The organism is Streptomyces sp. Xyl84 (assembly GCF_059731885.1).
The window spans coordinates 7,000,467-7,019,794 of record NZ_AP029182.1; the positions used below are offsets into that span (position 1 = coordinate 7,000,467).

Sequence of the window (19,328 nt, forward strand, 5' to 3'; positions counted from 1 at the left end):
GGCGTCCGGGCAAGGCCCGGAGGAAGACGGCCCTGACCGGCGGTCTGCCGGGCAGCCCGGGATTCGGTGCGCACCAGATGGACCGCACCGGAGGGGCCGCCCGGCCGACGTCCTACGACGAGGTGCCCGCCTCCCGCCTGCCGATCGGCTGAGTCGTACGGCCGAGGTAGGTGAGCGGTCCGGGATCGCCGACCGGCAGGACGGAGAAGCCGAGCCGGTCGTAGAAGGCGCGGGCGGCCGTGTTCGTGGTCAGCATTCCGAGATGGACCCGCTCCACACCGCCTTTGGCCAGCGCGGCCAGGAAGGTGTCCATCAACTCCCTCCCGTAGCCCGCGCGTTGATGGCTCGGTAGCAGGTCGATGTGCAGGTGGGCCGGATGGTCGGCGATCTCGGGCACGAGCATCCGCTCGGGAGTGTGCATCAGACGCAGCATCATCTCGGTGGGGGTGCTCGCCTCGCCCGCCGGGGCGGGATAGCGGTCGGCGAGCCGGGGCAGCCACTCGTCCCGGAAACGCCGTACGAAGGTGGGGGTGTCCGCTGTGCCGAGGACGTACCCCACCGCGCGGTCGCCGTCGTCCACGACGAACGCCAGCTCGGGCTCCAGCTCGGCGTAGGGCGCGGCGAAGATGTTGGGCAGCAGTTCGAGGTCCGGGTGGACGTGCCGGGAGTCGCCCCCGTTCTCGGCCGTCCGCACGCAGATGTCGAAGAGGGCGTCGCGGTCGCTGGGGCGGTAGGGCCGGATGAGTGCACGAGGCTTGGTCATGGGGGACATGCTGCACCGCACGGGAGCGCTCCCACAATGTGCTCCGGCGAAACCTCCCTGCTCACCGTCCCCCGGCGCGCTGGCCGGGCTGAAAGCCGGCCTGCGCAGGCGAGCGGAAGGTGACCCTGCCCCTCCCGGGCCGGAACCGGGCACGCCGTCAGTGACCGGCGACCTGTCGGACATCAGGTCACGCGCGTTCGCGGGGACCGCGGGGGATCGCCCGCCCAAGCCGTCCGAAGGACCTCACCGCCTCGGTGGCGAGCCTGTGCTCCGGTCCGGGGTCGCGTTCTGCGCTCACCACGCACCGCGCGGCGGTGCGGGACGCGCGAACCCACCACCGCGGAAGCCATCCGCCTCGCAGGGCGGACGGGCGGCTCACGGCTCCGGGAGGCGGCACTCCGCCGCGGCAGGGTCTCCAGGACGGCTGCCACCACCTGCGCGGGCGTGAGGCCGTCGGTTGGCACGGTGCAGGCCGCCACCTCCGCGTACAGCGGGCGCCGGGCGCGGGCCAGTGCGGCCCAGCGCCCTGCCGCGTCGCCCGCCAGCAGGGGGCGCGTCCCTTCGTCCGCGAGGCGCCGCACGGCCTCCGTCCCGGCCATGGACAGCCAGACCACGTGCCGTCCGGCCAGCAGCGACCGGGTGTCCTGCTCCAGGACCGCGCCGCCGCCGAGCGAGAGGACGCCGTCGTGCTCGGCCAGCGCCACCCGCACGGCTTCCTTCTCCAGCGCCCGGAACCCCGCCTCGCCGTACTCGTCGAACAGCTCCGCGACGCTCCGTCCCTGCCCGGCGACGAGGTCGTCGTCGGTGTCCCGGTGCGCCACCCGCAGCCGCTCGGCGAGCAGGCGGCCCACGGTGGACTTGCCCACGCCCATCGGCCCCACCAGCACCACCAGCGGTCCCGTGGCCACCGGCCGCGGCACTGCCCGTGGCTGCGGCCGCGGCTGCGGCTGCGGCACCGGCCGTGTCTCCGGCCGCGGCCGCCCGCCGTCGTGCCGCGTGCCCGCCCTCGAGGATCCCCCTTCGTCGTACGCTCCCGCCGGTCCCGGCCGGCCGCTCACCGCACCGTCATGCCGTCGAGATACGACCGCACGTTGCGGCGGGTCTCGGTGACGCTGTCCCCGCCGAACTTCTCCGCGACCGCGTCGGCCAGCACCAGCGCGACCATCGCCTCCGCCACGATGCCGGCGGCCGGCACCGCACACGCGTCGGACCGCTGGTGATGGGCCCGCGCCGGCTCGCCGGTGGCCACGTCCACGGTCCGCAACGCCCGCGGCACCGTCGCGATCGGTTTCATCGCCGCCCGCACCCGCAGCAGCCCGCCCGTGCTCAGACCGCCCTCCGTGCCGCCCGAGCGCCCGGAAGCCCGCCTGATGCCCTCCGGCGTGCTCACCATCTCGTCGTGCGCCCGGGAGCCCGGCACCCGCGCCAGGCCGAAGCCGTCACCGACCTCCACGCCCTTGATCGCCTGGATGCCCATGAGCGCCGCCGCCAGCCGGGCGTCCAGCCGCCGGTCCCAGTGCACGTGCGAACCCAGCCCCACCGGCACACCGTAGGCCAGCACCTCCACCACACCGCCCAGGGTGTCGCCCTCCCCGTGGGCCCGGTCGATCAGTGCCACCATCGCCTTTGAGGCGTCCGCGTCCAAACAGCGCACCGGGTCGGCATCCAGCACGGCCACGTCGGCGGGGGAGGGGTGAATGCCGTCGGGCGCCCTGGCTCCGCCCAGCTCGACGACATGGCTGACGATCTCGACACCGGCCGTCTCCCTCACATACGACCGGGCCACCGCGCCCAGCGCCACCCGCGCCGCCGTCTCCCGCGCCGAAGCCCGCTCCAGGACCGGGCGGGCCTCGGTGAAGCCGTACTTCTGCATCCCCGCCAGGTCCGCGTGCCCCGGGCGTGGCCGGGTGAGCGGAGCGGCCCGGGCGGACCCCGCCGGCACCTCGGCTCCGACCGGGTCGGCCGCCATCACCCGCTCCCACTTCGGCCACTCGGTGTTGCCCACCATCACGGCCACCGGGGAGCCCAGGGTCAGCCCGTGGCGCACCCCGCCCAGGAACGTGACCTCGTCCCGCTCGAACGTCATCCGCGCGCCGCGGCCGTGGCCGAGCCGCCGGCGCGCCAGGTGGTCCGCCACCGTCGCGGTGGTGATGGGCACACCGGCGGGAAGACCCTCCAGCGTCGCGACGAGTGCGCGACCGTGGGACTCGCCCGCGGTGAGCCAGCGCAGCCTGCTCACCGCTGCTCCCCTGCCAGTCCGGTGCGCGGGCTCCGGGCGGCCGCCGGGGAGGGCCGTGCGGGGCCGGTGCCGGGCCCGTCCTCCGGGCCGCCGCCCGTGGTGGCCCGGGGGGCGACGATGCCGCTCGCGAGCGTGCCGATCAGGCGGACGCCGTCCTCGGTGAGCAGCGACTCGGCGTGGAACTGCATCGAGGCGAAGTGCGGCCCGCGCAGTGCGTGCACCTCGTCGGTCCCCGGGTCCCGGCTCACCCGTACCGTGCCGGCCCCGGCGCAGTGGATCTCGTCGGCGGGGCTGCGGGCGGCGAACGTGTTGTAGCAACCGACGCGTTCACGGCCGCCGAAGAAGTCGATCTCCCGCTGGACGCCCTGGTGGGGGACGTCCCGGCGGACCAGCGGCAGGCCCAGCCGGGTGCTGAGCACCTGGTGGCTCAGACACACGGCGAGGAACGGGGTGCGGTCCCGGAGCAACCGGTCGACGGCACCGCGCAGATGGGCGATCTTCGGGTCTGCCGCCGCCCTGGGGTCGCCGGGTCCCGGGCCCATGACGACGAGGTCGTGGCCGGTGAGGGAGTGGGGTTCGTCGAAGCGGCGCACCGTCACCTCCAGGCCCAGGGAGCGCAGTTGGTGGCCGAGCATCCAGGTGAAGGTGTCCTCCGCGTCGACCACCAGCACCTTGCGGCCCGCCAGTTCGGGCAGCGGATGGTGCCGGGCGGTGTCCTTCGCGAGCCAGAACCCGGCGAGTGTCGCGTTGCGCCGCTCCAGCACCGCCCGGATCCGCGGATGCGCGGCGAAGCGGGGTCCCGCCGTCCGCGCACCGTCCGGCGCGGCCCCCACGGCGTGGGATGCGGCCGGGGTGCCGGAGCGCAGGGCGGCGAGCAGGCCGGCCGCCTTGGCCCGGGTCTCGGCGACCTCGGAGGCCGGGACGGAGTGGCGTACGAGGGTGGCGCCGACGCCGACCCGCAGCCGGCCCCCGGCGTCGATGTCGGCGGTCCGGATGAGGATCGAGGAGTCCAGCGCGGGTGCGCCGGTCGTGTCGCGTCCCAGGAGGGCGAGGACACCGCTGTAGTAACCGCGGCCGTGCGGCTCGTACCGGCTGATGACCCGGCAGGCGCTCTCCAGCGGGCTGCCGGTGACCGTCGGGGCGAACAGGGACTCGCGCAGGATCAGCCGCGGGTCCAGCGCACTGGTGCCCTCGATGAAGTACTCGGTGTGCGCGAGCCGGGCCATCTCCTTCAGCTGAGGGCCCACCACCCGGCCGCCGTCCTGGCAGATCCGGGCCATCATCTTCAGCTCCTCGTCCACCACCATGTACAGCTCGTCGGCCTCCTTGCGGTCGGCGAGGAAACCGAGGAGACCGGTCAGGGTGGGGCCGGTGGCCGGATAACGGTACGTGCCGCTGACCGGGTTCATGACGGCGGTGCCGTCGGTGACGCTGACGTGCCGCTCGGGGCTGGCCCCGACGAGCGTGCGCTCGCCGGTGTGGACGACGAACGTCCAGTACGCGCCCGTCTCCCCGAGCAGCAGCCGCCGGAACAGGGACAGCGCGCTGCGGTGGGTGTAGCCGGTGATGTCGGCCACGAACGAGCGCTTGACGACGAAGTTGGCGCCCTCACCGGTGCCGATCTCGTCCGCGACGACCCGGCGGACGATGTCCGCGTACTCGTCGTCGCGGACGTCGAAGTGCTCGCCGGTCAGCGTGATCGGATCGTCCGGCAGCCGCTCCAGCACCTCGGCGACCGGCAGGCGGCCCTGGCCCGTCACGGTCATCGCGAGGAGGGGGGCACCGTCGTCCACGTGGGCGAATCCGCGTTCACCGATCTGCCGGTAGGGGATCAGCGCGAGCACGTCGTGCCGGGCGGCGCCGGCGTCGCCGGCCGCCGGCCGGGCGGGGAAGGGGAGATCGGCGAGGGTTTCCGGGGCGGACATGTCGCCGACGAGCACGTCCAGGGTGGCCGGGCCGGTCGCCTCCGGCCGGTGCAGCAGTGCGAAGGCCGGCGGCCGGGAGGCGAGCACCCGGTCGAGCAGTTCCGCGGCCGATGCCTCCGTCCGGGCCCCGGACGTCCGCCGCGCGCTCACGCGGCCGCCTCACGGGCCGCGGGCGCCGGACGGACGCCGGCGGGCGGGGTGGCCGCGGTGAGCGAGTCGGTGGTGGTGACCACCGCGCAGCGCTGGGCCGCGTACTCCAGGGCGAGCCGGTGCCGGGCGGCGGAGAAGTCGCCGACCGCGTCCGCCACCAGGAACGGCTGGATGTCGTGGGTGAACGCCTCCACCGCGGTCATCAGCACCCCGACGTGCGCGTAGACGCCGCAGACGATGAGCTGGTCGCGGCCGTTCGCGTGCAGCCAGTCCAGCAGCCCGGAGCGGAAGAAGGCGCTGTAACGCCACTTGGTGAACACCGCGTCCCCCGGCGCGGGCGCGAGCGGCTCGACGACCTCCCGGTCGGCGGGGTCGACGCGCATGCCCGGCCCCCAGAAGTCCTTCAGCAGGCCGCGCTCGGGCTCGGTCATGCCGCCCGGCTGCGCGGTGTACGCCACCGGGAGGCCCAGCGCGACGGCCCGGCGCCGCAGTCGGGCGGCGTTGTCCACCAGCGGACGGCGGACGGCCTCGGGGAACGGGCGCAGGAAGTAGCGCTGCATGTCGTGGACGAGCAGGGCGGCCCGGCGCGGCTCCACGGTCCAGTGCGCGGTGTTGCCGGGCAGTTCGTGAGCCGAGGGCAGCGAGTAGGGCTCGATGGGGGGTATGCCCGCCATGAGGTTCCTTTCCTGGGACGTGCGGGATCCTGGGACTGCGGGGCGGTGCGGTGCGTGGCGCGCCGTGCGACGCGCGGGGGTGCCGCGACGCGACGTGCCGGGCGGGTGAGGCACCGGCGTCGGCGCGCGGCGCTGGGGCGGGGAGTCCACCCGGGGCCGGGGCACGGTGAGGCGGCGGAATCGGTGAGCGCCGGGGTCGGTGCGGCGCCGGAGTCAGGCGGCGACGGGCGAGACGCCCGCCCGGCTCGCAGACCAGGCGCCGACCGCCGCGAGGGCCTGGGCCGGGTTGAGCCGCGGGTCGCAGAAGGTGGTGTACGCCGTGCCGACCGTGTCGAGGGCGGACTCGTCCGCCACGCACTCGCTGACGTCGTCGGGGGTGGTCTCCAGATGCAGCCCGCCCACGACACCCCCCTCGGCCATGACCGCGGCCAGGAATTGTTCGATCTCCCGCGTGACCGTACGCACCAGACGGGTCTTGAGTCCGCCGGGAGCGGTGACGGTGTTGCCGTGCAGGGGATCGCTCAGCCAGATCACCGGGTGTCCGGCCGCACGCACCGCGGCGACCAGCCCGGGCAGCCGCTCGGCGACCGTGTCGGCGCCCATCCGGGCGATCAGGGTCAGCCGGCCCGGCGTGCGGGCCGGGTCGAGCCGCTCGCACAGCGCGAGCAGCTCCTCGGCGGTCATGGCGGGACCCACCTTGCACGCCACGGGGTTGGTGACGGAGGCGAGCAGAGTGACATGCGCGCCGTCGGTCTGCCGGGTCCGCTCCCCGATCCACGGCCAGTGCGTCGAGGTGAGCAGCAGACGTCCGTCCTCCCGCCGGCGCACCATGGGCAGCTCGTAGTCCAGCAGCAGCGCCTCGTGGCTGGTCCACACCGGTGCGCCGATGGGGGTGCTGCTGCGGGGGCCGTGCCAGCCGAGGTGGCGCATCACCCGGTGCGCGGCGTCGTAGCCGGTCAGGATGCGCAGCGGGTCGGGCCTGCGCGACTGCGCGTCCGGGACGGGACTGTTGACCATGTGCCCGCGGTAGGTAGGCAGTTCGAGGCCGCCGACGCGCTCGAAGGGCTGCGAGCGGGGCTTGCCGTACTGGCCGGCGATCCGGCCCACGCGCACCACCGGCCGGCCGCTCTCCATCTCCAGGGCACCGGCCAGCATGTTGAGCAGGCCCGTCTTGCGCGCCACGTCGTCGGCGGTGCTTTCCGCGAAGTCCTCGGCGCAGTCGCCCGCCTGCATCACGTGGGCTTCGCCGTCCGCCACCCGGGCGAGCAGGGTGTGCAGCCGGTCCACGTCCTCGGCCGCCACCAGCGGGGTGCGCCGCATGAGTGCGCCGCGGACCTCAGCCACTTGTGCGCTGTCCTCCCACGGCGGCTGATGAAGGGCCTTCTCGTCCTCGAGGTCGAGCAGTACGTCGTCCACTGGTTCTCCGATCACGGATCGTCGGCATGGACCACGGCCTTCGCGCGCCGTGTTCCATTCACGTGGGATCAAGAGCGGTGGACGGGGAAAAAGAAAAGCGAGCATGAGAGAACGGCGGTGACGCCGTGCTGGGACTACCCCCGTCCGAAGGCCGACTCTCATCGGCACGACTGATCATGTCGGTGTGTGAATGCCGTGCCAATGATTTGCGCCGCGATGTGTCAGGTGTTCCGTGATCCGTCAAGTCCGGCGGTGACGCGGGGGTGAACGGAAAAAGTCAGGCGGCCGAATGGGCCGCCTGACCGGCGACGAAATCAGATGGGAAATGCGGGGGGACACGGAAGGGCGGCCGAGGGAGCGGGGACCGGAAAGGCGGAAAGAGGGCGGGGACCGGTCGGGACAGAATCCTTCAGGACACCCTCCTGTGGCTTTCGACGCACGGCACCTGCCCGCGCTCCCTGATCCGGCCCGACGCGGACGAAGTCCCCTGGCGGGCGCGGCCGGCCAGGGACACGATCGCGTGCGCCGCCGAGGCGAGGGTGACGTGCCGGTGCCAGCCGCCGAAGGAGCGCCCCGTGAAGTCCCGGATGCCGACCTCCTCGGAGATCTCCGTGAAGTCCGTGCCCACCTTCTCGGTGAGCCCGGTCAGCCGCACCAGCAGGGCGGGCTGCACACCGGTCATGTTGGTCAGCCACAGCTGGGCCGGTCCGCGCCCGCGCGCGTCCTCCACACCGAGCAGGGCCAGTTCGCCCCGGCTCGCGGCCCACCCGCCCGGGTCCGGCAGGGCGACGCGGACGGTGGCGGCCAAGTGGGTGTGACGGGTGGTGTCCGCCCGCGCGTCGCCCCGGTGGGCGGGCCGCCGCAGGTCCCGGGCCATCCCCATGATCTGCTCCGCGACCATCGTCTGGCCCTCGCCCGCCGGCAGCAGCGGGTCGGTGACGGTCAGGGCCAGGCCGTCACAGGCCCGCACCAGCAACGGGATGCCCGACTCCGCGAACTCCCGAAAGAGCGTGGCCGCGTGCACCTCGTCGCTGTCCACGACGAGCGGGCGCGGGGGCAGGTTCCAGCCGAGGAGCGTCTCGGCGCAGACCCTGGCGAGGGACTCCGTCAGGGTCTCCGGACCGGCGCCGTCGGGTATGGCGACCTGGCTGCGGCGCTGGTGGTCCTTGAGCCAGGTCCCGGGCAGGTGCAGTCGCCAGTTGACCGGCGCCGTCGCCTCTTCGGACGCCGCCCACACCCCGATGGCGCGCTGCGCGTTGAGCACTTGGCCGAGTGACGGGAAGAAGTGCCGGCCCACGCCCACGGAATGACGGCCGGACTTCGGGATGATCATGAGCCGGGCCACCCAGGCCTGCGGGTGCGTCACGCCCGTCAGATGCTCCGCGAGCGCCCGCCGCATGGGCATCCAGTCCCATGTGGAGGACGACACGAAGTGGTGCAGGTTCTGTTCGGAGACGTCGTCGCCGAACAGTGCGGCGATGGCGCGGATGGACTTGCGCCCCTCGGCCTCCAGCAGCCCGCGTAAGTAATACAGAGCCTTGCGGTGCTGGTCGCTGCGGACCAGGGAGGCGAAGAGGCGGGGCGTCAGCTGGTCGAACACCACGTCACGCGGGTGTGGCGCCAGGGAAGGGAGAACAGCTCGTCCGGAGATCTCGGGATGCACGTCGACGTAGGTCATGGGTCTCCTTGGGATCCGGTTAAGACGCGCAAGACACGCACGCGAGTGCCACGGCGGGCAGTCGGGTACGGAATTCGGCGACCTGGGGGAGTCAGCGCCGTGGGCGGGGACATCGGGCGGACCGCCCGGCGCGCGCCGCGGGAGTCGCGCATGTCCGGGTTCCGGGCGCCCTTCGCTCGACGCGCGATGCCATCCCCGACCTCCGTGGACCGTCGTGACGCCCTCCCACGAGAGCCCTGCCGACTGTAATGGTCGCCCACGGTGAGGACCACTGTACGGAGAGAGAGTGTCAAGTCGTCGACGGGTAAATTGACTCTCAAGCGTCGGTCAAGCTGCTATCGCGCCAGTCTGATGGAGCGGCAGCCGCCCCGGTGTGGGCGCCGGACGGCCCGGGCGGCGGCGAGGATGCGCGCAGATGGTGGCCTGCGGTGTCACCCGCGAGCGGCTGCCCGCCGGCACCGTCCTGCCTCGCCGGCCGCCCGCGAGAGACGTGTCCGGTGCCCGCCACGAGCGCCGCCCGCCGCATACCACCGCCCGTCGTGCTCCGTCGCCCGCCGTGCCCCGCCCCGCCTGCCGCCGGTCGCCGTACTCGGCACATCCGGCGGTATGCCGCGCCCCGCTGGGGTGCCGCACCCGCCGGTACGCCACACCTGGCGGCGCGCCGCCTACGCGGCCGGCGCCTTCTCGCGCGGCACCCAGCGCACGGCGAGGTAGCCGAGCCCCAGCGAGAGCAGACTCGCGACGGCGATCGCCACGTGCATGCCGGAGACGAAGGCGTTCTTGGCGTCCTCGACAGCGGCCGCACTGACGCCGGGCCGCTCCAGGGTCTCCGGCAGCGTCCCCGCGAGGTCGGGACCGAGGAGCCGGAAGCACACGGCGGCCAGGGAGCCCAGCAGGGAGATGCCGAGCGCGTTGCCGAGTTCGTTGCTCATCTCGGCGATGGAGGCCGCCGATCCGGCCCGTTCGGCGGGCACCGCCGCAACGGCCGTCTCGGCGACGAGGCTGAAGGACAGGCCGTAGCCGATGCCCGCGATCACGGTGGAGGCGACGAACGCCGTGACCCCGCCGAGAACCCCGGTGAGCAGCATCAGGGAGAGGCCGATGCCCATGGCGAAGTGTGAGGTGATCAGGGCCGCGCGCTTGCCGACACGGTCGACGATCGCGGTGGTCCCGACACAGGTCACGGTGAGTACCGTCGCGCCGGGCACCGCCAGCAACGCCGCGCTCAGCACGCTGTGCCCGAGGACGGACTGGAGGTAGACGCCGCTGAGATAGCCGGCGGCGGCCCAGGCCACCAGGGAGAGCAGGCCGGTGAGGATCGCGACGGTGAACACCCGGTCGCGGAAGAGCCGCAGGTCCAGCAGTGGCTGCGGCAGACCGAACTGCCTGCGCACGAAGAGCGCCACGATCGCTACGCCGACGATGCCGGTGCCCAGCTGGGTGGGGGAGAGGCCCGAGGCGGCGGCCGACTTCACGGAGTAGACGGTCAGCAGGATGCCGACCGCGGACAGCAGCACGCTGAGCGCGTCCACCCGGCCGGGGCTCGACTCGCGCACGTCCTTGAGCAGGAAGGGCGCGAACGCGAGGAACAGGATGACGACCGGGATGTTGATGAGGAAGACCGAACCCCACGAGAAGTGGTTGAGCAGCAGTCCGCCGACGATGGGGCCGATCGCGAAGCCGGCCGCGAAGGTCGCCGCGAAGATGCCGATGGCCTGGGCGCGCTGCTTGGGGTTGAGGAAGAGGTTGCTGATGATCGCGAGGCCGGAGGGCAGCAGCGTCGCGCCGCCGAGTCCCATGAGCGCCCGGCAGCCGATGAGGACCTCCGGGGTCGGCGAGAGCGCCGCGCCGACTGAACCGGCCCCGAAGACCGCGGCGCCCGCCAGGAGGAACTTGAGCCGGCCGTAGCGGTCACCGAGATTGCCGAACGCGATGAGCAGCGACGCGACCACGAAGCCGTAGATGTCGAGGATCCACAGCGCCTGGTCCGTGGTGGGGGTGATCGCGGAGGTGATGCTCGGCATCGCGAGGTAGAGCACGGAGCCGTCCATCGCGACGAGGGCGACCGGGCCGAGCACGATCAGCAGGCCCAGCCAGGCGCGCCGGTCGGCGCGCTCCGCGACTAAGTCCAGGGAAGTCACAGGGAACCTTTCAGGAGGCGGTGCGCGGTGGTGCGCACCGTGGTCGTCTCGTTCGGCATACGGTGCGTACGATGTACGCACAAGGGTGCGCGAAGGGGAAGGGGGGTGCGATGCGCGTCGGGAAAGGCGTCCGGCGGGTGCCGGGCGGGCGTGTGTGCCGTACGCGAGACACGTTGCGTACGGTGTACGCGTGTGAGTGCGTACAGTGTACCCACGCCGCTGGTTAGACTACAGCATGGCCATCAAGACGCAAGGCCGTCAGGCGAGTTCACCAGGGCTCACCCGGCGCGCCATCATCAACGCCGCCATCCGCATCGCCGACGCCGAAGGCATCGCGGCGCTGTCCATGCGGCGGCTCGCGAACGACCTCGACTCGGGCGTCATGTCCCTGTACCGGCACATCGCCAACAAGGACGAACTGCTCACCGCGATCACCCGCGCGGTCTGCGAGGAGCACCCCTATCCGACCCCGGCGCCGCCGCAGTGGCGCGACGCGGTCCGGCTCGCGGTCGCCCTCGACCGCGAGGTCTACCGCAAGCATCCCTGGACCCTGGTCACCCAGGCCTCCGCCCGTCATTTCAGCGACACGACGTGTCTGGACTGGATGACGGACGCCCTGGCGGGCCTCACGGACGACCCGCAACTGGCCCGCACGCTGACGCTGACCGTGTGGTCCTACGTCCAGGGCGCCTCGATCCAGAGCGTCGCGCAGCAGCTGCTCCCCGGGGACGACGAGCCCGCGCAGTCACCGATCCGGCCCACCGAGGCCGATGTCGAGGCGGGTCTCGAGGTACTCCTCGACGGGCTCGAACGGCAGGCGAAGGGAGCGTGACCGGTGAGTGACACCGGAGAGGCAGGGGCCTGACGCCTAGTCAGGTCGCGTCACCCGTACGGCGCTTGATCGTGTCCTCCCGGAAAGGGCGTCGTTCTCCGGGACATGACCCGAACGACCCCCCGCCACCTCGCATGGCGAGACGGCGAGACGCCCACCGCCGCGGACCTCGTCCCGCTCGCCTTCATGGGATTCGCCCACTTCACGGCCATGCAGGTGCGCGACAGCCGGATCCGCGGACTCGACCTCCACCTGGAGCGGCTGCGCCGCGGCTCGCTCGAGCTGTACGGCCACGCCCTCCCCGACGACCAGGTCCTGGCCCAGCTGCGCGTGGCGCTGAAGGAGGCGCCCGCCGACACCTCGCTCGTGGCCACGTGCTACCTCCCGGGCGGCGAGTTCACGGCGGCCGGCCCGGAGACCGCTCCCGCCCTGCTCATCCGCACCGCACCGCCCTCCGACGGCCCCGAGGGGCCGCTGGCCCTCATGGCCGTACCGCACGAACGCTTCCTGCCGTCCGTCAAGCACGTCGGCGAACCGGCCAAGACGTACTTCCTGCGGCAGGCCGCCGCACAGGGCTTCGACGACGCCGTCTTCCTCGACCGCCGGGGACGGCTGAGTGAGGCCTCCATCTGGAACCTCGCCTTCTGGGACGGCTTGGCCGTGGTGTGGCCCGTCGCAGAGATGCTGGGCGGCATCACCATGGGCATCGTCCGGCGGCAGCTCGCCCTCCTCGGCGTCCCGCAGCGCGAGGCGGAACTGACCGTGGACGATCTGCCCGAGCTGGCCGGCTGCGCCCTGCTGAACTCCTGGACCCCCGGAGTCGCCGTGCACCGCATCGACGGCGTACGGCTGCCCCGGGCCCAGGCCTTCCTCGACCTCCTGCACGACGCCTACGGCCGCGAACCCCTCAGCGCCGTCTAGGGCGTGTTCCGAAAGTCCCGCCTGCCCCGCGACGCCTGGCACGCGCGCTCGCCGCGTTGTCGGGATCGTCCACGTACGCCCAGCACGAGGACGACCCTCCGCCTCGCGATCACAGCACCAGACGCCGCGGGGCCCGCCCTGACAGCGCCACTTTCGAAACACGCCCTGGCGCCCCGCCCCTTCTCCGTGTCCACCGGCCCAGGGCTCCCGCGCGGCCCGCCCGCGGGAGCCCCCAGCGGCAGCGGTGGGAGGAATCCGCCCGGACCTCCCGCGCGGCACGCCCCGGTAGCCCCCCGCCCACCGGCGCTTGCTTCGGCCCCCCGAGCCGACGTCCCACCGGACACGCGCCGTCACGGGAGGGCCGGGCCGACGACCTGACAGAACCTCACCGTCTTTCTCACCGCACCCGACTCCCCGCGCATAGCATCGCGCCAGGATCCCCGGTGCGGCGCCGCCCGCCCGGGCCGTTCCTCACACGACGCGCGTCCCCCTGCCTCGCACCCCGCGCCCCTTTCCGGCTTCTGTAACACGTCCGTGCACGCCCCACACGTCCGTCCACCTATGCGACGCGGAGACCACATTGCGACTCGCGCAAGTCATGGAAAACGTCTTTGAGCGCCACGCGGACCGGCCGGCGGTCGGTGAACGCTCCAGGGAATTCGTGCGCGACGCCCGGACCGGGCGCGTGTCCGCCCGATTGCTGCCCCGCTACGAAACCACCACCTACCGCGAGCTGTGGGACCGGATCCGCGCGGTGGCCGGCGAATGGCACCACCACCCCGAGCACCCGCTGAACGCCGGCGACCGCGTGGCCCTGCTCGGCTTCACCAGCCGCGACTACGCCACCCTCGACCTCGCCTGCATCCATCTCGGCGCCGTCACCGTCCCGTTGCAGACCAGCGCGCCCTTGGACCAGCTGGCGTCGATCACCGCCGAGACCGAGCCCACGCTGATCGCCGCGAGCAGCGAGCGACTGGCCGAGGGAACGGAACTGGCACTGAGGACGCCGTCGGTGCGCCGCCTCGTCGTCTTCGACCACCACCCCGGGGCCGACGACGAGAAGGAACGTTTCCTTGAGGCACGTGAACGCCTCACCGGCTCCGGCCGGAACATCGATGTCACCGCGCTCACGGACCTCCTCGACCGCGCCGAGACCCTGCTCCCGGCCCCGCTGTACACACCCGGCGACGACGAGGACCCGCTCGCCATGCTCATCTACACCTCCGGCAGCACCGGCACCCCGAAGGGCGCCATGTACACCGAGAGGCTGGCCCGGGCGATGTGGGGCGGCGCCTGGTCCAAGCTCTTCGCCGGCACCGACGTCGTCACCGTCAACTACATGCCGATGAGCCATGTCGCCGGCCACTCCTCGCTCAAGAACGCGCTGGTGCGCGGCGGAACGACCTGCTTCACCGCCTCCAGCGACCTGTCCACGTTCTTCGAGGACATCGCGCTCATCCGGCCCACCGAACTGTCCCTGGTACCGCGCGTGTGCGAGCTGCTGCACCAGCGCTACCAGAGCGAGCTGAGCCGCCGCGTCGACGAGGGCGCACACCCCGAGGCAGCGGCGGACGAGGTGCGCCGTCACCTGCGCGAGGACGTCCTCGGCGGCCGCGTCACCTGGGCCAGCAACAGCTCGGCCCCCCTGTCGGCCGGACTCACCGAGTTCACCGAGTCCCTGCTCGGCATCCCCCTGCACAACGTGTACGGCTCGACGGAGGCCGCCGGCATCTCCGTCGACGGCGAGCTGCTGCGCCCCCCGGTGACCGACTACCGTCTCGCCGACGTACCGGAGCTGGGATACTTCAGCACCGACACCCCCTACCCGCGCGGTGAGTTGCTGCTCAAGTCCGACTCCGTGGTCCCCGGCTACTACCGGCAGCCGGAGCTGACGGCCGAACTCTTCGACGCCGACGGCTACTACCGGACCGGCGACATCGTCGCCGAGCTGGCACCCGACAGGATCGCCGTCGTGGACCGCCGCAAGAGCGTCCTGAAGCTCTCCCAGGGCGAGTTCGTGGCGACCGCGCGCCTGGAGGCGGTCTTCGCCGCCGCCCCGCTGGTCCGGCAGATCTTCGTCCACGGCAACAGCGAACGCTCCTACCTGCTCGCCGTCGTCGTCCCCACCGAGGACGCCCTGGCCCGGTACGGCGACGACCCGCAGCGGCTCGAACAGCTCCTGGAGGCCTCCTTCCGGGACATCGCCCGCGAGCGCGGCCTGAACTCCTACGAGATACCCCGCGGCCTTCTCCTGGAGACCGAGCCGTTCAGCCAGGCCAACGGGCTGCTCTCCGACCACCGCAAGCTGCTCTGGCCCAGACTGCTGGAACGCTACGGCGAGCGCCTGGAGCGGCTGTACGCCGACATCGCCGCCCGCGAGAACGACGAACTGAACGAGGTCCGCCGCAGCGGCGCCACCCGGCCCGTGCTGGAGACCGTTCAGCGAGCCGCGCGAGCGGTCCTCGCCGGCACCTCGGCCGAGGTGAGCCCCGACGCGCACTTCCGCGACCTGGGCGGCGACTCGCTGTCGGCGGTGTCCCTGTCCGACCTGCTCCAGGGTGCCTTCGGATTCCGGGTGCCGGTCGACGTCATCATCAGCCCCGCGCACGATCTGCGGCAGCTCGCCGCCTACATCGAGGCCAAGCGCACCACCACCGCGAACCGGCCGGCCTTCGCCTCGGTGCACGGCGCCGGCGCCACCCACGTGCACGCCAAGGACCTCACCCTCGACCGGTTCCTCGACGCGCGCCTGCTGGACGCCACCCGCGAACTGCCGCGGCCCACCGGTGAGCCGCGCCACGTCCTGCTGACCGGCGCCAGCGGATACCTGGGACGCTTCCTCACCCTGGAGTGGCTCCAGCGGCTCGCCCCCGTGGACGGCCGGCTGACGGTCGTGGTCCGCGGCCGGGACGCCGTGTCCGCCCGCCGCCGGCTGACCGACGCCTACGGCAGCGCGGACGCGGAACTGACACACACCTTCAAGACATTGGCCGACGGACACCTGGAGGTCCTCGCCGGTGACATCGCCGAACCCGGCCTCGGACTGCAGGAGGCGGACCGGGAACGCCTCGCCGCCGACGTGGACCTGATCGTCCACGCGGGCGCACTGGTCAACCACGTACTGCCCTACGACCACCTCTTCGAGGCCAACGTCGTCGGGACCGCCGAGGTGATCCGGCTCGCCCTGACCACGAAGCTCAAACCGGTCACGTACATCTCCAGCGTGGCTGTTTCCACGTCCCCCGCCGGCGACCCGCTGGACGAGGACTGCGACGTACGCACCGAACTGCCCGTCCAGCCCGTCGACGACGGTTACGCCGGCGGCTACGCCACCAGCAAGTGGGCGGGCGAGGTGCTGCTGCGCGAGGCCCACGAGCTGCACGGCCTGCCGGTGACGGTGTTCCGCTCCAACATGATCCTCGCCCACAGCCGGTACGCCGGACAGCTGAACGTGCCCGACATGTTCAGCCGGCTGCTGTTCAGCGTCCTCGCCACAGGACTCGCCCCGCGCTCCTTCTACCGCACGGACGGCGACGGCGCGGCCCGGCCGCACTACGACGGCCTGCCGGTGGACTTCACCGCGGCCTCCGTGGCCGCCCTGGGCGGGGCCACCTCGGGGTACCGCACCTACAGCCTGGTGAACCCGCACGACGACGGGGTCTGCCTGGACACCTTCGTGGACTGGCTGGCCGCGGACGGCCACGGCATCGAACGGATCACCGACTACGACGACTGGCTGGTCCGGCTGGAGGCGGCCCTGCGCGCCCTCCCGGAGAGCCAGCGGCAACACTCCGTCCTGCCGCTGCTGCACGGCTACCGCACCCCCGAACGACCGTACCCCGGCTCGGTCATCCCCTCGGCCCGCTTCCAGGCAGCCGTCCGGCGGACCGGCGTGGGAACGGCCCACGACATCCCGCACCTGTCACCCGGCCTCATCCGCAAATACGCCACGGACCTCCAGCCGCTGATGAACACCCGGGCCCCCGCGGCACAGGACTGAAGGGAACCCCCGGACGAACCCATGACGCGTTCGGGGCGGCTCCCGCCGCCCGCCGCGGGAACACGCAGCCGAAAGGGGCCATGAGAGGCAGGGGCAGGCGGCGCCGATCCGCGGCACCAGGGGAGCGCCTCGCTGTGTTCACCGCCCACAGCGAGGACACCTCCGCGCTCACCGGGTGCCGGGGCTCCCGGCGCACAGTGCGTGGTCGATGAGGACGCCGGCCGCGTTCTCCTGCTCCAGGATGTGCTTCGGGGTGTCGCCGCGTGCCTCGGACATGGAGACGACAGCGCTTCGACGCCCGTCCTCGGTGACACCGTTGAGGGTGATGTAGCCGCCGTCCCCGCCCTCATGGCTCCAGTAGGTTCCTCCGCAGGTCAGAGGGCGCTCGACCAGACCGAGCCCGTATCGGCCGTGGGGCCAGAGCCGTTCCGCCTCCGCGCTCACGGGGCGGGTCTCCTTCATCTTGGCCAGCTGCCGTGCCGGTAGCAGGCGGCCGCCGAGCAGCGCGCGGAGGAAGCGGTTCTCGTCCCGAGTGGTCGTGACCCACGAGAGGTTCTCGTGGTCCACCGGTATCTGGTCGGTGACGTCCACCCGGGAACCGGGACCGAAGAACTGGTAAGCACGGGCGTGCGGCTGGGGCAGGGCGGGCGAGGTGCCCGTCCACCGGGTCTGGTCGAGACCCAGCGGGCGCAGGACGCGGTTGGCGATCTCTTGGCGGGCAGGGTGCCCGGAGGCCTTCTGGACGATCATGTCGAGCAGGACGTAGCCGGTGTTGGAGTACGCCCAGCCCTTGCCGGGCGGGAAGTCCGGCTCGTGGGCCATGGCGAGGTCGACCAGCTGCTCGGGTTCGTAGACGTCGTGGCGCTGCTGGTAGTACTCCTCCGGCGTGGTGTATCCGGGCAGGGCGTCGTGGATGCCACTGGTGTGCTGGAGCAGTTGGCCGAGGGTGATCCGACTGCCGTCGTTGCCGTTGCCCCGCACCACTCCGGGCAGCCAGTGGTCGACCGTGTCGTCCAGGGACAGCCGCCCCTCGGCCTCCAGTTGGAGGACCACGGTAGCGATCAGCGTCTTGGACGTGCTGGCCATGCGGAAGTAACCGCCGGAAGAGACCGGGCGGCCGGTCTTCAGGTCGGCGGTACCGCTAGTGGCGACCGACTGCCGGCCGTCGGGCGCGACCACGCGGGCCTGCACCCCACTCACACCGAGGGCGTGGATCGCCTCGGTGTCACGGCGTAGCCGCTCCGCGGGAGAGGGGCCGGCGGGCTGAGCGACGGCGGGGGCCACCCCGGCGGTGAACAGCGTAACGACACCGAGCGCCATGACCAGGTGCTTGCGCAGAGTCGAAGTCATGGCTGGACGCTAGTTCCGCCGCCCGACGGGGCGCGATCCGGCGCACCCCACGATCGGAACGGGGGATACCCCCAGCGTGGGCCGTCGCCGGTCCGGCCTCACCACATCGACCCCGGGCACGCGTACGCGAGGGTGTGCCGGACCGGCACGAGCCGCCCCGCCGGGACCCCCGCCCACGCCGGACTGGATGGCCGGAGCGGCGATCTGCGCGGTCGTGACGTCGAGCCCCTGCACCGAGGTGGCGCTCAGCCCGCACCGGCAGCAGGAAGCGGCGGCCGTTCACCGGACCAGGGCCTCGGCCAGTTCCCGCGGCCGGGCGGCGAACGGGCTGTGGCTGCCCGGCAGGGTGCGGACGGTGAACGGCTCGCCCGGCATGGCCCGGTCGGCCTCCGCGATCATCAGATCCTGTACGGCCGGCGTCAGCGCCCGGTCCTCCGCACAGCGCACAAAGGTGCGCGGGACACGCCCCCACCGTCCCGCGGTCAGGATCACGGGGGTCGCCGGTACGGCCAGCGGCAGGTCGGGACTGAGCGCGAGGCGCCAGCGGTCGAAGCGGTCGGCGGGCGTGTCGTGGTAGTGGGTCTGCCGCAACTCCTCGACGTAGGCGGGGTCCGGTGAGAGGGGGTCGATCCGTACGGCGCCCAGCGCGGCGGGATCACCGAGGTTGAGGCCCTGACCCCGTGCGGTGGAGTTCTCCGGGGCGCCGAGGTAGTCGAAGAACCGGGCGCGGGCGGCGGGGACGAACGCGGAGAGGTAGACGAGGCGGTCGACCAGCTCGGGCGCACGCTCCGCGGCCAGTGACGCGGGGCCGCCGCCCGCGCTGTGGGCGACGAGCACCACACGGCCGTAGCGGCGGACCCGGCGCAGCGTGTCCAGGACCGCATCGGCGCAGTCGTCCATCGTCACGTCGGCGAGCTGCGACCTCTCGGTCGGCAGCCCCGGCCGACCAGGCAGCAGGTACCCGCTGGGCACAGGAGCGTCGAAGCCGTGGCCGGGCAGGTCGACGGCCACACTCGCGGCCCCGAGTCCGGCGAGTGCGCGCTGCGTCGCCGCCCACTGCGACGAGCCGTGCCAGGCGCCGTGGACGAGAACGAAGACGGTGGTGTGCAGATCGGTGTCCGCGGTGTTCAGAGTGGGTGTCACGCCTCCCATCCCAGCCGGTGACGGCTGGGTCATCCAGCGGAAGAGATGACACACTGGGCGGCGATACTTTTTGTGTATGGAGGGTGGTACACGGTC

General features: G+C 72.7%; 13 protein-coding genes. 3 read left to right on the forward strand and 10 right to left on the reverse strand.

Translation table 11 applies throughout. The features are described from left to right. Positions 1-112: 112 nt before the first annotated feature. From AC6I72_RS30480 to AC6I72_RS30515, 8 genes are all read right to left on the reverse strand, one after another. On the reverse strand, positions 113-763 hold the full coding sequence (locus tag AC6I72_RS30480; protein ID WP_498004355.1) for a GNAT family N-acetyltransferase: 651 nt from the start codon (positions 761-763) through the stop codon (positions 113-115). 182 nt (positions 764-945) lie between these two features. After that, positions 946-1,671: a shikimate kinase gene (locus tag AC6I72_RS30485; protein ID WP_498004356.1), complete on the reverse strand. Its 726-nt coding sequence runs from the start codon at positions 1,669-1,671 to the stop codon at positions 946-948. Positions 1,672-1,817: 146 nt separating this feature from the next. Beyond that, a complete protein-coding gene (gene aroC, locus AC6I72_RS30490) occupies positions 1,818-3,002 on the reverse strand; it encodes a chorismate synthase (RefSeq protein WP_498004357.1) in 1,185 nt (394 codons plus the stop codon). Beyond that, positions 2,999-5,077, reverse strand: coding sequence for an anthranilate synthase family protein (locus tag AC6I72_RS30495; RefSeq protein WP_498004358.1), 2,079 nt, complete (start codon positions 5,075-5,077; stop codon positions 2,999-3,001). Before AC6I72_RS30495 ends, aroC begins: the two co-directional genes overlap by 4 nt. Continuing rightward, positions 5,074-5,751, reverse strand: coding sequence for an isochorismatase family protein (locus AC6I72_RS30500; protein WP_498004359.1), 678 nt, complete (start codon positions 5,749-5,751; stop codon positions 5,074-5,076). The genes AC6I72_RS30495 and AC6I72_RS30500 overlap by 4 nt, the downstream gene beginning before the upstream one ends. A gap of 213 nt (positions 5,752-5,964) precedes the next feature. Beyond that, a complete protein-coding gene (locus AC6I72_RS30505) occupies positions 5,965-7,167 on the reverse strand; it encodes a 3-deoxy-7-phosphoheptulonate synthase (protein ID WP_498004865.1) in 1,203 nt (400 codons plus the stop codon). Between the two features lie 409 nt (positions 7,168-7,576). After that, positions 7,577-8,845: an IS701 family transposase gene (locus AC6I72_RS30510; RefSeq protein WP_498004360.1), complete on the reverse strand. Its 1,269-nt coding sequence runs from the start codon at positions 8,843-8,845 to the stop codon at positions 7,577-7,579. 665 nt (positions 8,846-9,510) lie between these two features. Beyond that, the gene (locus AC6I72_RS30515; RefSeq protein ID WP_498004866.1) at positions 9,511-10,896 is read right to left on the reverse strand and encodes an MFS transporter; all 1,386 of its coding nucleotides are present in this window, start codon (positions 10,894-10,896) and stop codon (positions 9,511-9,513) included. A gap of 325 nt (positions 10,897-11,221) precedes the next feature. On the opposite strand from AC6I72_RS30515, the gene AC6I72_RS30520 reads away from it, so the two are divergent. From AC6I72_RS30520 to car, 3 genes are all read left to right on the forward strand, one after another. Then, positions 11,222-11,818 carry a TetR/AcrR family transcriptional regulator gene (locus AC6I72_RS30520; RefSeq protein WP_498004361.1) on the forward strand — a complete coding sequence of 199 codons (597 nt, stop codon included), beginning with the start codon at positions 11,222-11,224 and terminating at the stop codon, positions 11,816-11,818. Positions 11,819-11,923: 105 nt separating this feature from the next. Further along, complete coding sequence (locus AC6I72_RS30525) at positions 11,924-12,739, forward strand: aminotransferase class IV family protein (protein WP_498004362.1); 816 nt, start codon at positions 11,924-11,926, stop codon at positions 12,737-12,739. Between the two features lie 490 nt (positions 12,740-13,229). Further along, complete coding sequence (gene car, locus AC6I72_RS30530) at positions 13,230-16,739, forward strand: carboxylic acid reductase (protein ID WP_498004867.1); 3,510 nt, start codon at positions 13,230-13,232, stop codon at positions 16,737-16,739. 168 nt (positions 16,740-16,907) lie between these two features. On the opposite strand, the gene AC6I72_RS30535 is transcribed toward car, so the two are convergent. Further along, positions 16,908-18,089 (reverse strand): serine hydrolase domain-containing protein, encoded by a 1,182-nt coding sequence (locus AC6I72_RS30535; protein ID WP_498004363.1) that lies wholly within the window; start codon positions 18,087-18,089, stop codon positions 16,908-16,910. Positions 18,090-18,368: 279 nt separating this feature from the next. Then, positions 18,369-19,232 (reverse strand): alpha/beta fold hydrolase, encoded by an 864-nt coding sequence (locus AC6I72_RS30540; RefSeq protein ID WP_498004364.1) that lies wholly within the window; start codon positions 19,230-19,232, stop codon positions 18,369-18,371. Positions 19,233-19,328: the final 96 nt, after the last annotated feature.

Excerpts from the sequence above, each read along its gene's own strand:
- AC6I72_RS30515 (WP_498004866.1), bottom strand. The coding sequence starts at position 10,896 with ATGGACGGCTCCGTGCTCTACCTCGCGATGCCGAGCATCACCTCCGCG.
- AC6I72_RS30525 (WP_498004362.1), top strand. The coding sequence starts at position 11,924 with ATGACCCGAACGACCCCCCGCCACCTCGCATGGCGAGACGGCGAGACG.
- AC6I72_RS30520 (WP_498004361.1), top strand. The coding sequence starts at position 11,222 with ATGGCCATCAAGACGCAAGGCCGTCAGGCGAGTTCACCAGGGCTCACC.
- AC6I72_RS30500 (WP_498004359.1), bottom strand. The coding sequence starts at position 5,751 with ATGGCGGGCATACCCCCCATCGAGCCCTACTCGCTGCCCTCGGCTCAC.
- AC6I72_RS30535 (WP_498004363.1), bottom strand. The coding sequence starts at position 18,089 with ATGACTTCGACTCTGCGCAAGCACCTGGTCATGGCGCTCGGTGTCGTT.
- AC6I72_RS30510 (WP_498004360.1), bottom strand. The coding sequence starts at position 8,845 with ATGACCTACGTCGACGTGCATCCCGAGATCTCCGGACGAGCTGTTCTC.
- AC6I72_RS30480 (WP_498004355.1), bottom strand. The coding sequence starts at position 763 with ATGACCAAGCCTCGTGCACTCATCCGGCCCTACCGCCCCAGCGACCGC.